The sequence below is a fragment of the Salegentibacter sp. Hel_I_6 genome, assembly GCF_000745315.1.
Classification (GTDB): Bacteria; Bacteroidota; Bacteroidia; order Flavobacteriales; family Flavobacteriaceae; genus Salegentibacter.
In genome coordinates, this window is record NZ_JQNQ01000001.1 from 2107956 (window position 1) to 2124658 (window position 16703).

A 16703-nucleotide genomic window follows, 5' to 3' on the forward strand; every position below is an offset into this window, starting at 1 on the left:
TTCCAGAGATATCTGTGTGATCAATTGAAATTACTTACTTCTTTTATATGCTTTTTTATATTCCTGACTTGTATGAAGAATTGCGAAAATGATCAAAGTGTTCTCTGAAATTTGATAGAAAATAGCATAGGGAAATTTTGTAACGAGAGCTCGCCTTAGATTTTGGTATTGAACTTGGTAATGTTCAGGGAATTTGCGGATATAATCGATTTCAGAATTTATTTCTGCTTTAAAATCTTCTGAAAGTAAAGTTCCTCCTTTTTTTAAGTAGTATTTTTTAGCTTCCGCCAAATCGGTTTTAACTTCAGCTAAGAATTTTACCGAAAAAGCCATTACCAGGTTTCTTTAAAACTATCCCAATCTGAAAGATTTTCGGGATTTTTTTCAAAGCTTTTTATTCTATTATCGAGTTCTTCTTTTTGCGAAGTTGTAATATCAGGACATAGAATTTTTTCAATATTTTCTATAACCCGCTCATCTTTAACTTTAGTGAGCTCTTGAATTAAGTTATATTTTCTATTTACAAGATCCATAGTCCTTAATTTTCAACTAAAGATACGAAATTACCTAATAACCAATTTTCTAATCATTCAGCTTTAATACCGCCATAAATGCTTCCTGTGGGATTTCCACATTTCCTACCTGGCGCATACGTTTTTTACCTTTTTTCTGCTTTTCAAGAAGTTTTCTTTTACGGGAAATATCACCCCCGTAACATTTTGCGGTAACATCTTTTCTAAGTGCTTTTACGGTTTCACGGGCAATTATTTTAGCCCCAATAGCTGCCTGAATTGGAATATCAAATTGTTGCCTTGGAATTAATTCTTTTAGTTTTTCACACATTTTCTTCCCAATATCGTAGGCATTATCTACGTGAAGTAGGGCAGAGAGCGCATCAACTATATTTCCGTTTAGTAAAACATCTACTTTCACCAGTTTTGACTGGCGCATTCCTATTGGCGAATAATCGAAAGAAGCGTAGCCTCGAGAAACAGTTTTTAGCCTATCGTAGAAATCAAAAACAATTTCTGCCAAAGGCATATCAAAAGAAAGCTCTACACGCTCTGTGGTTAGGTAGGTTTGATTAGTGATTTCTCCTCGTTTTTCAATACAAAGTGACATCACATTCCCTACATAATCAGATTTGGTGATAATGGTGGCTTTTATATAAGGCTCTTCTACACGATTTAAAGAAGAAGGTTCCGGAAGGTCCGACGGGTTATTAACCAGTATCAGATCATCTGGATTTTTATTGGTAAATGCATTATAAGATACGTTAGGCACAGTAGTAATTACCGTCATATCAAATTCTCGCTCCAATCGCTCCTGAATAATCTCAAGGTGAAGCATTCCTAAAAATCCGCAACGGAAACCAAAGCCTAATGCAGCAGAACTTTCAGGCAAAAATACTAATGAAGCATCGTTTAACTGAAGCTTTTCCATAGAGCTACGTAGTTCTTCATAATCCTCGGTATCTACGGGGTAAATCCCGGCAAATACCATAGGTTTTACATCTTCAAAACCGGCTACTGCTTCTGTAGTTGGGTTTTTAGCATCGGTAATAGTATCACCTACTTTTACTTCCCGCGCATCTTTAATTCCAGTGATAAGGTATCCTACATCACCGGTTTTAATTTCCTGCCTTGGGAATTGCTTTAAACGTAACGTTCCTACCTCGTCTGCAAAATAATTTTTATCTGTAGCAACAAATTTTATGTTCTGCCCTTTTTTAATAGATCCGTTTATTACTCTAAAATAAGTTTCTACACCTCGAAATGGGTTGTAAACCGAATCAAAGATCAAAGCTCTTAAAGGGGCGTCTACTTTTCCGCTTGGTGGCGGAACTCTTTTAATAATAGCGGCAAGTATTTCTTCAATTCCCAGGCCGGTTTTTGCGCTGGCGGGGATAATATCTGAATGTTCACACCCAAGAAGATCTACGATATCGTCACTCACAACTTCTGGATTGGCACTTGGCAAATCTACTTTGTTAAGCACCGGAATAATCTCCAAATCGTTTTCCAGGGCAAGATAAAGGTTAGAAATAGTTTGTGCCTGTATACTCTGTGCTGCATCTACAACTAATAAAGCGCCTTCGCAAGCTGCGATAGAACGGGAAACTTCGTAAGAAAAATCTACGTGGCCCGGAGTATCGATAAGGTTCAAAACATATTTTTCGCCTTCGTATTCATAATCCATCTGTATCGCGTGACTTTTAATAGTAATTCCACGCTCACGTTCAAGGTCCATACTATCAAGGAGCTGCTCCTGCTTTTCACGATCGGTTACAGAACCGGTGAAATCCAGTAAACGGTCTGCCAGGGTACTTTTTCCGTGGTCAATATGGGCGATTATACAGAAGTTTCTTATATGTTTCATTAGGTAATTTTAATTATTGAATTCCATCAAAAACCTCGGGAGTAAGCCCTAGACATATGAATTGGAAGTCTCTTTTTCAATTCGAGGCAAGCCTCGGCGTATTTACTCTCGATTATAGAGTAAAAAGTAATCAACAAATTTAAGTTTACAAATATAGTTTATTTCATAGTCCTAAAAAGAAAGATGGAATATAAGAATTGTATAAAGCAAAAATTCAAACATTATTTTCTTAAAATCCATTTAAATAAAAAATTGATTAATCTTTTAGTTAATTATAAAAAAAGTTACTTAAGTGTATAATGGTTATAAAAAAGTTTCTTTTTTTTGTAAGGAACAATTTTGTTAGATTTTTATTAAAAAGGCGTTAAGTTTAACCTAAATATAATGCTAACAAATATTAAGATATTCACTTATGGCTGCTGAAACCGCAACTAACAAGAACAACACCAGTAGATCTATCGTTATAATTGGTGTACTTTTTTTCATCTTTGGATTTGTAACCTGGTTAAATTCTGTTCTCATTCCTTTTCTAAAAACTGCCAGTCAATTAAATAATTTTGAATCCTATCTTGTTGCCTTTGCTTCATATATTTCCTATTTCGTGATGGCAATACCTTCTGCATGGGTACTGAAAAAAACAGGTTTTAAAAATGGAATGTCTCTTGGTCTTGTAGTTATGGCGATTGGAGCTTTAATTTTTATTCCCGCCGCGATATCCAGAACCTACGCGATGTTCCTATTCGGTTTATTTGTCCAGGGAACCGGTTTGGCTTTACTCCAATCTGCGGCAAATCCATATATCACTATTCTAGGTCCTATTGAAAGTGCGGCTAAACGAATTAGTATCATGGGTATTTGTAATAAGGTAGCCGGTGCTTTAGCTCCAATTATTTTTGGTGCGATTTTATTGAAAAATATGGATGCTGTAGAAGCCAGGCTTGAAGGAATGGGCGCAGTAGCAAAAGCAGCAGAATTAGATAAACTCGCTTCTCTTGTAATTACACCTTATGTTATAATGGCAGTGATATTAGTAGGTCTTTCTGTGCTTATTTACTATTCTGCACTTCCTGAAATTGAAACCGATGGAGAAGATGATACGCTCGCTGCTGCTAATAAAAGTAAAACCAGTGTGCTTCAGTTTCCAAATTTGTTATTTGGTACTCTGGCCATGTTCCTTTATGTAGGGGTGGAAGTTATTGCGGGAGATACCGTAATTAGCTACGCACGTGATGCGCACAATATTTCTACAGATGTCGCCAAATACTTTACCACTTACACTTTAATTGCAATGATTATTGGTTACTTAATTGGTACGGTAGCCATTCCAAAATATATTAGTCAGCAAAAAGCATTGCAAATTTCAGGAATTCTAGGAATCATCCTCGGACTTTGTGCAATTTTTACCGATGGGTATATTTCAGTGCTTTGTATTTCACTTTTAGGTTTAGCAAATGCTCTGGTATTTCCCGCAATTTGGCCACTGGCACTTCATGGATTAGGTAGATTTGCAAAAATGGGCTCTTCGTTCTTAATTATGGCTCTTGCCGGGGGAGCTATTTTACCGCTTATTTACGGCTACCTGGCAGATACTTTTGATCCGCAGTCTGCTTACTGGATTGTAATCCCAAGTTATCTGTACATCTGGTATTTCGCTGCAAAAGGACATAAGGTAAAGTAACACTGGCAAAAGCTCAAAAGCTTTTTTAGTTAACTAAATTTTAATTTGTGGCTAAGATTAAAAGTATTTAAATCTCAATTATTCGATAAAATATTTAATATGAAAAGCTTAAAATTTGGTATTAGTTTTCTCTTTTTAGTGTTTTTTCAGCTGGGTTCTTCCGCACAAGAACCCGAAGCTGAAAAACCGGCAATCATCCCGCAGCCGGCAGAAATTGAGTGGAAAGAAGGTTTCTTTACACTTCAGGAAAGAACAGTGGTTTGTTTTAGTTCCGGTGCAGAAGCATCGGCTGCCTGGCTGCATAGATTGCTGCAAAATACGTCTGCGCAAAGCTCTACTATGCAAGGAGAAGATTGTAACGGTTTTAGCCTTAAAATTGATCCAAACCTGGAAGAAAATTTAGGGATAGAAGGTTATCAATTAGATATTTCTTCAAGTGTAGTGAGTTTAAAAGCAGCTTCAGAAGCAGGATTATTTTATGGGATTCAAACCATACGCCAAATGTTTCCTTCGGAAATTGAAAATGAAAAGATTTCCGAAGAAATTAAACTTCCGCAGGTATCAATTACCGATCGTCCAAAATACGAGTGGCGCGGTTCTATGCTGGATATCGCCCGTAGTTTTTTTGGTCCAGATTATATCAAAATGCATATTGATAGAATGGCTTTTTACAAATTAAATAGGCTTCATATACATTTAACCGATGACCAGGGCTGGCGTATAGAAATTAAGGAAAAACCGAAACTTACTGAACTTGGAAGTAAAGGCGCTGTAAAAGGTGGCCGGTCTGGATATTTAACCCAGGAAGAATATAAGGAAATTCAGGAATATGCCGAAGCAAGAAATATTGTAATAGTCCCTGAAATTGATATGCCTGGCCATATTTATTCTGCTTTAATGGCCTATCCTGAATTAAATTGTGAGGAATTTTCCAACATTGAACCCAGAATGGCAACTCCGCCAGAGTTATTCCATGAATATAAAGTGGGCTGGAGCAAGCTTTGTCTCGAAAAACCGGAAATCTATGATTTTGTTGCTACAGTTTTAGGAGAAATGGCAGAGATAACAACAGGCGATTATTTGCATATTGGCGGCGATGAAATTAAAGATGAACGCTATAAGGAATTCGTGGTGAAAGCAGATTCTATAGTTCGAGGTTTAGGAAAAACAAGTATTGGTTGGGAAGAAGTGACGCAAGCTCAAGTTGATCCCACCTTGATAAGTCAGCGTTGGAATGGCAAAACTGAAAGTGTGGTTAATACCCCGGTAGTAGAATCTATTTGTTCGAGTTTTTATTTTGATCACGCCAATATTCCGGGACAGGAATTTACCAATAATTGGTGCCAGGAAAGAGGGGTTTCTTTAAGAGACGCATACACGTTTAAATCTAATAACCCCAATACGATAGGAGTAGAAGCGCCGGTTTGGACAGAAAAAGTGCTTTCTAATGAAGCAGCCGATGATAGGTTTTGGCCACGAACAATAGCAATGGCTGAAGTTGGCTGGAGTGAAGATAAAAATAAGAATTACAATAATTTTTTAGAACGGCTTGGGAAACATGGTTTACGCCTGGATTATATGAACGTGAATTATTTTAAAAGTCCTGAAGTAAATTGGAATAGCGAACGTAAAAAGGGCGTTTTTTCAGGTTTTATGCCGAAGGAATAGTGATCAATTATAAGCTAAATTAACTATGGAAAATAGAAATCCAGATACAGAAAAGACTTCAAATTATAATGATTTGGAGAAAATGAGTACTTCAAACTTATTAAGCAATATTAATAAAGAGGACAAAACGGTTCCTGATAGTGTAGAGAAGCAAATTCCGGCTATTGAAAAACTGGTAGATGAAATCGTTTCCAAAATGGAAACAGGAGGAAGGTTATTTTATATTGGCGCAGGAACAAGCGGTAGGCTGGGGGTTTTAGACGCATCAGAATGTCCGCCAACTTTTGGAGTTTCAGATCAAATGGTAATTGGTTTAATTGCCGGCGGAGATACGGCACTTAGAAATGCTGTAGAGAATGCTGAAGATGATACAGAACAAGCCTGGAGCGATCTCGAGCCATATAAAATTTCTGAAAAAGATGTTTTGGTTGGAATTGCAGCCTCTGGTACCACGCCTTACATTATTGGCGGAATTCAGAAGGCCAGAGAAAATGGAATAGCAACAGGTTGCGTTACCTGTAGTTCAGGTAGTCCTTTAGCGCAAGCCAGTGAATTTCCCATCGAAGTAATAACCGGACCCGAGTTCGTTACCGGTAGTACAAGAATGAAGGCCGGCACTGCTCAAAAACTGGTTTTAAATATGATTTCTACTTCTGTAATGATAAAATTAGGGCGGGTTAAAGGCAATAAAATGGTAGATATGCAACTTTCTAATAAAAAATTAGTAGGCCGCGGCACGAGAATGATCATGGAAGAATTGAATGTTGAAGAAGACCAGGCAGCTCGTTTACTTCAGGAATACGGGAGTGTTCGGGCAGCGATTAAAAATTGTTATAAGAAATAGACTTTATCAATTTTTTTATTTAAGTTTAACTGTTGATAAAAAAAATTAACGAATATTTTATTCTTTTAATTAATATTATATCTTTAAGGCATAGATTAATAACTATTTTTTAACACTTGATGAACTAATTTACACTTTCACACTGCTAACAGCTTAAATATTTTATTATGGAAAAACGATTTCGTAAACCAATTTTAATTTTGCTCTGCTTGTTTTCAATACAGGTATGGGCACAGGAAAGAGAAGTTAACATAAATAGAAAATTTTAAACTATGAAAAAACTTCTAAAATCAAGAAATGAATATTATAAGGTAAGTTTATTTGCCTTATTTTTTATTTACAGTTTAAATGTATTGGGACAAACTACAGAGTACACCTTTGAAGGTACTGTTACCGATAAAAATACAAATATACCACTATCTGGGGTTTCAGTTTTCCTGGAAAACACGAACAGAGGGGCGTCTACCGATTTTGATGGAAATTACTCTTTTACTGCAACCTTAGAAGAGGGAGATTATACCTTAATAGCGGATTATATTGGCTTTAAGACGCAGCGAGTACAATTAGAATTAGGGCCTAACAATATGATAACAACAAATTTTGAGTTAACGGAAGATCTTTTAAACTTAGATGAGGTTGTGATTACAGGAAACGTAATTGGTACAAATAAACGGGCCTTAGCTATTAACCTATCTTCTGTAGATGCCGATAACCTGACCAATAATGCTTCTGTTCAGGTAGACCAGGCCCTTCAGGGAAAAATTACCGGTGCATTAGTAACACAAAATTCTGGTGATCCTGCGGGAGGAATTTCTGTAGTGTTAAGAGGTGCAAGTAGTTTAGGAGGAAATCAGCCTCTTTATATTTTAGATGGCGTGATTCTTAATAATTCCAGTAATGAATTAGTTGATATTGGTGGTAACTCCCAAAATAGATTAGCCGATTTAAATCCCGAAGATATTGCACGAATAGAAGTTATAAAAGGGGCTGCAGCGTCTGCTATATATGGATCGAGAGCTAATAACGGGGTAGTACAAATTTTTACTAAAAAAGGAAAATCTGGAGAGACTAAATTTAATTTTAATTCAAGTATTCGAACCAGCAGCCTTAGAAAAGAGATAGATTATAACACAGCACCCTTAGCCTGGGAAGATCCATTTGATAGAAATAACTTAAATACGGTACCTACAGAAAGGTTTAATCTTCAAGATGAGATTTTTGAGACAGGCATTGGTATTGAAAATTATCTTTCCATAAGTGGAGGTAATGATGATACACAATATTATGTTTCAGCCTCTCAAACGGATAATGAGGGTATAGTTAAAAATACCGATTTTAACAGGGTTAATTTTAAAACAAACATTGTTCAACAAGCTTTTGACTGGCTAAAAGTTACTGGAGATTTTAATTATTCCAGAAGTACCAGTCAGGATGTACCCAATGGGGGTATTAATGCCGCTTATGGTGCTATAACGGGATTCTTATTTAGCGATAATTCAATCAACCCTGCACCTAATGAATCTGGTGTTTATCCGGTAACTTCTTTATTAGTGCCTAGGACCAATCCTGCTGAAGCTGTGAATAGATTTGATTTTGGTAATAAAACCAATCGTTTTATTACAAGCTTCAAATTGGATGCAGATATAACTGAAAACTTAAAGGCTTCTTACGTCTTTGGATTAGATTATTATAATCAATCTGCAACAGCATTTTTACCAGTAAATAATACGTCCTCAATCGGAGATGGTTTTGCTCGTCGATCTGATAGAAATAACTTTCAGTATAATAGTGATTTGAACTTAAGCTATGCGGTAGATCTTTCTGATGATATAGAGTCTACCACAATTGTAGGAGGAACTTATCAATTTCAGGAAACAGAAACAATTTCTATACAAGCTACCGGTTTGCCGCCTGTGGTACAAACTGCAACTTCAGGAGGGATCTTAGAACAGGGAGAGAGCAGAATTCCATTTACGCTATGGGGAGGTTTTGTACAGCAAACTTTTGGATATAAAAATAAATTATATGTAAATGGTGCTTTGAGAACAGATGGATCATCGGTTTTTGCTGAAGACCAAAGAAATCAGTTATATGCAAAAGCTGGTTTTTCTTATATTATTTCAGAAGAAAATTTTTGGCAGCAATCTTTAGGTGAAACCTTTAATACGTTGAAATTCCGTGCAGCCTGGGGTCAATCTGGTGGTTTAGGAGCATTACCCGCTTTTAGTCGTTTTACCAACTTTACACCAGGCTCTATAAACGGGCAAAATAGTTTGATTCTAGGTACGCAGTTAGGTAATATTGATGCTTCTCCAGAGCGCCAATCTGAAACAGAAATTGGTTTTGATGCTGGTTTATTTAATGGAAGAATAGGTATTGAATTTACGTACTATCAGCAAGAAGTTTCAGATCTTCTGCTTAATAGAGAGTTGGCTCCATCAGCCGGTTTTGGATCGCGATTTGAGAGCGTTGGAACCCTGGAAAATTCAGGTGTTGAAATAATGCTAAGAGCAAACCCTATTAGAACCGATAATTTTAACTGGAATGTCTCTACAACCTATACCAGTAATGAAAATGAAATAACAAATGTGGCAGGGCAACAATTTGCTTTAGCTGGAAGTTTTTCTACTAATTATGTTATTGAAGGGGAGTCCTTAGGAGTTTTCAGAGGCTCATTTTATGAGAGAGATAATAGTGGAGAAATTGTGTTAGATGATGCCGGGTATCCGGTTCGTGGTACTAATGAAGATGGATCTACAGCAAAAGTAATTGGAGATCCAAACCCAGATTGGTTTGGCTCCCTTATAAATGAATTTTCTTATAAAAATTTCAATTTCCGATTCCAATTTGATGCTGTGCAGGGATTTGATGTTTTTAACTGGAATAGAAGATTACTAGATAATGTAATTTTTGGTGGAGGTTCTAATGTAGGAGAAGAACTGTTAGGAAATAGACCAAAAGCCTACGGTGGAGCACAGGCAGGAATCTTTGAAGAATTTGTAGAAGACGGTTCTTTTGTGAAGCTTAGAGAAGTCTCATTATCTTATACAATTAAAGATCCCATGAAGTATATAGATAATGTACGATTCAATTTAGTTGGAAGAAACCTTATCTCCTGGGATAATTATAGCGGATGGGATCCAGAAGTTAATACAGGAGGCCAGGGCAATGTAAGAGGATTTGATTTTGGAGCAGTGCCTATTCCAAGAACATATCAATTTGGAATTAACGTAAGCTTCTAATAATAAACACTGGAAAAATGAAAAATGTATATTTAAAACTATCACTAGTAAGCTTGCTAGTAATTATAAGCTGGTCCTGTGAAACCGACTTTGAAAATCCTAATCAAGCTACAGATGAGCAAACTTATTCTTCAAGAGAAGGTATTTTTGCTGCCAGCATCGGGATGCAGCAGTTATATTCTACTTCTGTTTTGCGTTGGAATATTGAAACTCCAGCAATAACTACCAGGGAGGCGGGCATTACCACTACCTTTCAGAATATGATTGAACTTGAGGATGGTGGAAATTCATTGCCTAATTTTAATGCAAATATTTCCGGTCTTTGGAGTACGAATTTGAGAATAATGAAAATTTCTGAAGAGTTGCAGACCAATATCCCTTCCTTAGACCTTGCTCCAGGGACTCAAAGTGGGCTTTTAGCATTTTCAAAACTTTTTAAAGCAATGGCAATAGGTAATTTGGCACAAAACTACGAACAAGTAATTGTGGAAACTGATCAAAATAGCAATGCTAACTTTGTAAGTAGGGCGGAAGGTTACGAATTTGCTATTGACCAGTTGACTGAGGCTTTGTCGTTATTAAATGCTAATCCTGTTTCCGATGAGTTTACCTCAGAAATTACTGCAGGAAATATTGATCTTTCAAATAGTATTCAGGCAATGATCGCAAGATATAGTTTATTTTCAGGAGATTATGAAACAGCTATTTCTGCAGCAAATAATGTAGATCAAAGTTCAATTTCTTTATTCCGTTACGATGCAATAAATCTTAATCCTATTTGGTCAAGAGTGTATTTAAATAATACCCCAAATTTTAAGCCCAGAGATAATTTTGGTCTTCCAGAAGAGTTTGTTTTTGATGAACAAGATGGACGAATAGATTTCTATTTAATTCCATTAGATGAAACCAATCAAAATGGACTACCTATCGAAGATCTTGCTGGATTTTTTGATGAGAATACCGAATCTATTCCTCTTTATATTCCAGATGAGATGAATTTAATCATAGCCGAAGCAAACCTAAGAAAAGATAGCCCGGATATTGATGCAGCAATTAATGCTTTGGATCGTGTACGCACAGATTCAGATGATCCTCTTGGTATAAATGCAAATTTGGCGCCTTATTCAGGAAGTAATGAAATTAGCGAAATTCTAATGGAAATTTATAAAAACAGAAGAGCAGAACTATTTTTAACCGGGTTGAGCCTGGAAGATAGTAGGCGTTTCAATCGCCCCGAGCCAAGTTTAAGCGTTGGTAATTATGATGAAGAGCGCAATAGAAATTTTTATCCTTATCCTGAAAGAGAGCGAAATAGTAATCCTAATACCCCAACAGATCCTCAAATTTAAAAATTTCAATTTTTTTTAAATTAAAATGGGTCTATGCTTTAAAAAGTATAGACCCATTTATTTAATTCGATATATTAATATCAAACTTCTCGCTATTTTCACCGAAAATTGTAACAATTTATAATTAAACAATGAATCCAAAGGCCCTAATTTTAGTTTTCATTCTCCTCCTAATTTACTCCTGTAAATCTACCAAAACCACTTCTGAAACTGTTCCTGAAGAAATTTTGGAAACTGAAAAAGAGGCCGAACCAGAAGAAGAAATTCCCGCAGAAGAAAGTTTAGAACAACAACAACCGGCAATTAAATTTTGGGAATCTAAAACCCCTAAAAACATCGAGGAATTCCGTGCAGCCTGGGTTGCAACCGTTGCCAATATCAACTGGCCCAGTAAACCCGGACTTTCAACCTCTGACCAACAAAAGGAAGCTCTTGAATTGCTCGACTTTTTGGAATCGCATAATTTTAACGCAGTAATCTTCCAGGTGCGTCCGCAGGCTGATGCCCTTTACGATAGTGAAATAGAACCCTGGTCTTACTACCTTACCGGAAAACAGGGAAAAGCGCCGGAACCTTATTACGATCCACTTAAATTTTGGGTGAATGCTGCTCATAAACGCGGATTAGAATTGCACGTTTGGTTAAATCCATACCGGGCACATCATACTTCTGGTAAAGAAATCAGTGAAAAGTCGGTTATAAAAACCAATCCAGATCTTGTGGTAGAATTGGAAAACGGCATGTGGTGGATGGACCCTGCTCAAAAAGGTACACAAGATCGCTCCAGCGATGTAGTGATGGATATCGTAAAACGTTACGATATAGACGGCGTTCATTTTGACGATTATTTTTATCCTTACGATTCTTACAATAACGGCAAAGATTTTCCCGACGATCTAAGTTGGAGAGCCTATCAAGCTGCAGGCGGTGAACTTTCCCGTGGCGATTGGCGTCGTGAAAGTGTAAACGTGTTCATCAAAAGAATTTATGAGGAAATTAAAGCGGAAAAACCACACGTGAAATTCGGCTTAAGTCCGTTTGGAATTTGGCGCCCTGGTTATCCTGAATCTGTTCAGGGGTATGACCAGTATGATAAATTATATGCAGATGCTAAACTGTGGTTAAATGAAGGCTGGATAGATTATTATACGCCGCAGCTGTACTGGAAAATAAGTCAGTTAGGACAAAGTTTCCCGGAGCTTTTGGGATGGTGGCAAAGTGAAAATACCAAACAGCGGCACTTATGGCCTGGAATGAATGTTGGTGGTGAAGGTGATCAAATGCATATTACCGAAGTGATCAACCAAATTATGATTACCCGCGGAATGCTTCCAGAAAGTAAAGGTGCTGTGCACTGGAGTATTGCTCCGTTATTGCAATATGAAGAACTGGCAAAAGCTATAAAAGAAGGTCCGTATAAAAAGAAAATGCTGGTTCCGCCAAGTCCGTGGTTAGATAATACCCCTCCAGAAATTCCTAATGTTACCGCCAATGAAAATCGTGATAAAATTGAAATTACCTGGGGATTAGAAAATGATTCCGATATTAAACAATGGGTAGTTTACTTTAAATACGAAACCGGAAATTGGGATTATAAGATTTTAAATTCAGAAAAAAGAAGTCAGGATTTACAAAAGGAAGTAGGAGAGAAGAAGCGAAAACTTCAGAAGATTGGAGTTACTGCCGTAGATAGAACTGGTAACCAGAGCGAATTTATAGAAATTGAGATAAAGTAATAACTTATGAGCCCTATCCTCGTTTTTGGTGTTATCGCCGGTTATTTCGCGCTGCTAATGGCAATTAGCCATTTTACCTCAAAACAGGCCGATAACAATACTTTTTTTACCGCAAACCGGCAATCTCCCTGGTTTCTGGTAGCCTATGGAATGGTTGGCGCCACTTTATCTGGAGTGACTTTCATTTCTGTTCCAGGGGAAGTTGGAAATTCCAACTGGACCTACTTGCAGTTTGTCATGGGAAATATGGTGGGCTATGCTGTGATTGCATTGGTTTTAATTCCGCTTTTTTATAAACTGAAATTAATTTCCATCTATGAATATTTAAAAGACAGGTTTGGGCAGAATTCTTATTACACCGGGGCCTCATTTTTTCTTATTTCGCAAACTGTAGGCGCTTCATTTAGATTGTTTCTAGCGGCCTTGGTACTGCAAATCGCATTTTTTGATGCTTTCGGAATTCCATTTTGGGTTACGGTTTTAATCACCATTGCTTTAATTTGGATCTACACCTTTCGAGGCGGAATTAAAACAATAGTCTGGACAGACACCCTTCAGACCACATTCTTATTGTTGGCGGTTGTGATTAGTATTTTTATGATCGTAGACCAAATGGAACTAACATTTACTGATGTTTTTGCCACAGTGTCTAACAGTGAAATGTCCACAATTTTTGACTGGGATTGGCGCTCCAATAATGCATTTTTCAAGAGTTTTCTTGCAGGAATATTTATTACTATCGCAATGAACGGACTTGACCAAAATGTGATGCAAAAGAACCTGACCTGCAAGAATAAAGGAGAAGCACAAAAGAATATTTTCTGGTTTTCTATCGTATTTTTCTTCTCTACAATGCTGTTTTTAGCCCTTGGTGTTTTGCTTTACAAATTCGCAATAGATCAGGGCATCGCCATTCCCGAAAGAACAGATGATCTTTACCCATTACTCGCATTAAATCACTTCGGAATTCTTGCCGGAATTGTTTTTCTATTAGGAATTATAGCCGCCGCATTTTCCAGCGCAGATTCAGCTTTAACAGCGTTAACTACATCTTTTTGTGTAGATATTTTAGATATTCAGAAGAAGGAAAAAAATCAGAAGAAGACAAGATTATTGGTTCATATAGGGTTTACAATTTTGATGTTTCTAGTAATTATAATCTTTAATTCGCTAAATGATAGCAGCGTGGTAAGCGCCGTCTTTAAGGTAGCCGGTTTTACTTACGGCCCCTTATTGGGCTTATTTGCTTACGGGTTATTGAGTAAAAACCCGGTTCGTGATAAATGGGTGCCTTTGGTATGTATTTTAGCGCCTATAATTTCAGTAATTTTAGATTTCAATTCTGAAAGCTGGTTTGGGGGTTATCAATTCGGATTTGAGATTTTGTTGGTCAATGCGGCAATCACGATGTTAGGGCTTTTCGCGATCTATAAAGCTAAAGTTGAAACCTTTTAACTGAATAATTTTCTGAAAATATGCAGCTAAAATTTTATCCATATAATCTCGAATTAAAAAACACCTTTACCATAAGTCACGGTTCACGTGATGTTCAGCCAACTCTAATCGTTGCTTTAAGCGATCGAGGATTTACCGGTTATGGAGAAGCTACAGCAACTTCGTATTATGGGGTTAGTGTTGAAAAAATGCAGGCAGATATTCTTAAAATTGAAAGCTTAATTGCTGAAAATATTCTGCTGGAACCCGAAGAACTTTGGGAATTAACGTATCCGCATTTAAAAGAAAATCCATTTGCACTATGTGCCCTGGATATCGCCATGCACGATCTTCACGGAAAAAGAAATCAGCAACCGCTTTATCAATTATGGGGTTTAAATTTAAAAAGTATTCCACTTACTAATTATACTATTGGAATTGATTCCGTAGAACAAATGGTACAGAAAATCAAAGAATTTCCCTGGCCACTCTATAAGATCAAACTTGGAACTGAAGATGACGTTGCGATTGTAAAAGAATTACGAAAACATACAAATTCAGTTTTCAGGGTAGATGCCAATGCCGCGTGGACAGCAGATCAAGCCGTAGAAAACGCCAAAGCTTTAAAAGAATTAAATGTTGAATTTTTAGAGCAGCCTTTAAAAGCAAATGATTGGGAAGGCATGCAAAAGCTTTACAGAGAGTCTGTTTTGCCACTTATTGCAGATGAAAGTTGTATTGAAGAAAGCGATGTTGAAAAGTGCGCCGGTTATTTCCACGGAATTAACATCAAGCTCACCAAGTGTGGCGGGCTAACCCCCGGAAAAAGAATGATTTTAAAAGGAAAATCCCTTGGTTTAAAAGTCATGGTAGGGTGTATGACCGAATCTACCGTTGGAATTTCAGCAATTGCACAATTATTGCCACTTTTGGATTATGTAGACATGGACGGCGGACTTTTAATTAAAAACGATGTAGCTGATGGTGTAAAAGTGTATGATGAAAAAGTACATTTCCCTGAAAGAAACGGCACCGGGGTAGAATTATACGAAAAATAGAAAAATCACGTCATTCTGAACTCGTTTCAGAATCTAAGCTTCTTAAAAAGTAAAAATAATTACCAATGAAACTAATTAGAAAATCTTATTTACCCTTTCTGTTAACACTTTTCTTATTTACTTCCTGCCAGGAAAAGGAAGAAAAAGAAGAAGAAAATCCGCTTGAAAATCATATTGCTGAGGTAAAAAAAGAATACGCCCCAGATGGTCGGGTAGCGCTTTTTGAAGTTGAAGCCGAAAAAAATGGGGATTCCTACATGTTAAAAGGGGAATCCAACGATCCTGAAGCGGTTGCGGCTTTAAAAGAGAAGTTGCAGTCAGAAAACATCAAATTTACCGATAGCATCCAGGTGCTTCCTGATACCGAAGGTTTAGAAAATAAGGTTCACGGGGTGGTAAAGATTTCCGTAGCTAATCTAAGGGATGAGCCAAAACACTCTGCACAATTGGTTACTCAGGCAACGCTGGGAATGCCGGTAAAAGTTTATAAAAAAGAAGGAAGTTGGTATTATATTCAAACTCCAGAAGGTTACCTGGCCTGGGTAGATTACGGTGGAATTGAGAATATGAACGAAGAGGAATTCTCTAACTGGAAATCTCAGGAAAAACTAATCTTCACTGAACCTACCGGAAATTCCTATTCAGAAGCAGATTCCGATTCTCAAACGGTTTCAGATCTTGTGGCCGGCAACATTTTAGAGCTTATAAGCGAGGAAAATAATTTTTACACGGTAGAATATCCAAATGGAAAGAAAGCCTTTGTAGAGAAAGCCTATGCGCAGCCTTATAAGGATTGGCTGACTTCTTTAGATCAAACTGAAGAAGATTTGGTTGCGACTTCTTACAAATTAATGGGATTACCTTATTTGTGGGGCGGTACTTCTCCAAAAGGAGTAGATTGTAGCGGTTATACCAAAACGATATTTTTCCTAAACGGCATGGTGATCCCACGTGACGCTTCGCAACAAATCCATACCGGCGATGTAGTGGATACCGACAAGAATTTTGAAAACCTTGAGAAAGGAGATCTGCTTTTCTTCGGAAGACCGGCAACTGATTCTACTTCAGAACGTGTAATTCATGTAGGAATGTGGATTGGCGATAATAAATTCATACACTCCATGGGCGAAGTACACATCAGTAATTTTGATACTGAAGCCGAAGATTTTGATGAATATAACTACAATCGCTACCTACGAACCAAAAGAATTTTAAACAAAGAAGATAAAGGTTTGATCTATCTAAAAAATACAGACTTATTTACAACTGCAGAAGCTAAGGAAGTGAAGATGTAATTTTATCTAAACCTCACAGG

The 16703-nt window shown here is 37.0% G+C and carries 12 protein-coding genes; 9 read left to right on the plus strand and 3 right to left on the minus strand.

Annotated elements, in window-relative coordinates; all coding sequences use genetic code 11:
• Positions 1–30: 30 nt before the first annotated feature.
• The 3 genes from FG27_RS09290 to lepA are packed head-to-tail and all read right to left on the minus strand — an operon-like array spanning position 31 to position 2379.
• Positions 31–333, minus strand: coding sequence for a type II toxin-antitoxin system RelE/ParE family toxin (locus FG27_RS09290; protein ID WP_037318281.1), 303 nt, complete (start codon positions 331–333; stop codon positions 31–33).
• Complete coding sequence (locus tag FG27_RS09295; protein WP_037318282.1) at positions 333–533, minus strand: addiction module protein; 201 nt, start codon at positions 531–533, stop codon at positions 333–335. The genes FG27_RS09290 and FG27_RS09295 overlap by 1 nt, the downstream gene beginning before the upstream one ends.
• A gap of 49 nt (positions 534–582) precedes the next feature.
• Positions 583–2379 carry a translation elongation factor 4 gene (lepA, locus tag FG27_RS09300; RefSeq protein WP_037318284.1) on the minus strand — a complete coding sequence of 599 codons (1797 nt, stop codon included), beginning with the start codon at positions 2377–2379 and terminating at the stop codon, positions 583–585.
• Positions 2380–2791: 412 nt separating this feature from the next.
• On the opposite strand from lepA, the gene FG27_RS09305 reads away from it, so the two are divergent.
• From FG27_RS09305 to FG27_RS09345, 9 genes are all read left to right on the plus strand, one after another.
• Positions 2792–4057, plus strand: coding sequence for a sugar MFS transporter (locus tag FG27_RS09305; RefSeq protein WP_037318286.1), 1266 nt, complete (start codon positions 2792–2794; stop codon positions 4055–4057).
• 99 nt (positions 4058–4156) lie between these two features.
• Positions 4157–5725 (plus strand): beta-N-acetylhexosaminidase, encoded by a 1569-nt coding sequence (locus FG27_RS09310; RefSeq protein ID WP_037318288.1) that lies wholly within the window; start codon positions 4157–4159, stop codon positions 5723–5725.
• 25 nt (positions 5726–5750) lie between these two features.
• The gene (murQ, locus tag FG27_RS09315) at positions 5751–6569 is read left to right on the plus strand and encodes an N-acetylmuramic acid 6-phosphate etherase (RefSeq protein ID WP_037318289.1); all 819 of its coding nucleotides are present in this window, start codon (positions 5751–5753) and stop codon (positions 6567–6569) included.
• 272 nt (positions 6570–6841) lie between these two features.
• Positions 6842–9811 carry a SusC/RagA family TonB-linked outer membrane protein gene (locus FG27_RS09320; RefSeq protein WP_037318291.1) on the plus strand — a complete coding sequence of 990 codons (2970 nt, stop codon included), beginning with the start codon at positions 6842–6844 and terminating at the stop codon, positions 9809–9811.
• Positions 9812–9828: 17 nt separating this feature from the next.
• The gene (locus tag FG27_RS09325) at positions 9829–11160 is read left to right on the plus strand and encodes a RagB/SusD family nutrient uptake outer membrane protein (RefSeq protein ID WP_037318293.1); all 1332 of its coding nucleotides are present in this window, start codon (positions 9829–9831) and stop codon (positions 11158–11160) included.
• Positions 11161–11291: 131 nt separating this feature from the next.
• Positions 11292–12896 (plus strand): glycoside hydrolase family 10 protein, encoded by a 1605-nt coding sequence (locus FG27_RS09330; protein ID WP_037318299.1) that lies wholly within the window; start codon positions 11292–11294, stop codon positions 12894–12896.
• Between the two features lie 6 nt (positions 12897–12902).
• On the plus strand, positions 12903–14351 hold the full coding sequence (locus tag FG27_RS09335; protein ID WP_037318301.1) for a sodium:solute symporter: 1449 nt from the start codon (positions 12903–12905) through the stop codon (positions 14349–14351).
• Between the two features lie 20 nt (positions 14352–14371).
• Positions 14372–15388: a dipeptide epimerase gene (locus FG27_RS09340; protein ID WP_037318303.1), complete on the plus strand. Its 1017-nt coding sequence runs from the start codon at positions 14372–14374 to the stop codon at positions 15386–15388.
• 65 nt (positions 15389–15453) lie between these two features.
• Entirely contained in the window at positions 15454–16683 is a 1230-nt protein-coding gene (locus FG27_RS09345; protein ID WP_037318305.1) for a C40 family peptidase, read from the plus strand.
• Positions 16684–16703 lie beyond the last annotated feature (20 nt).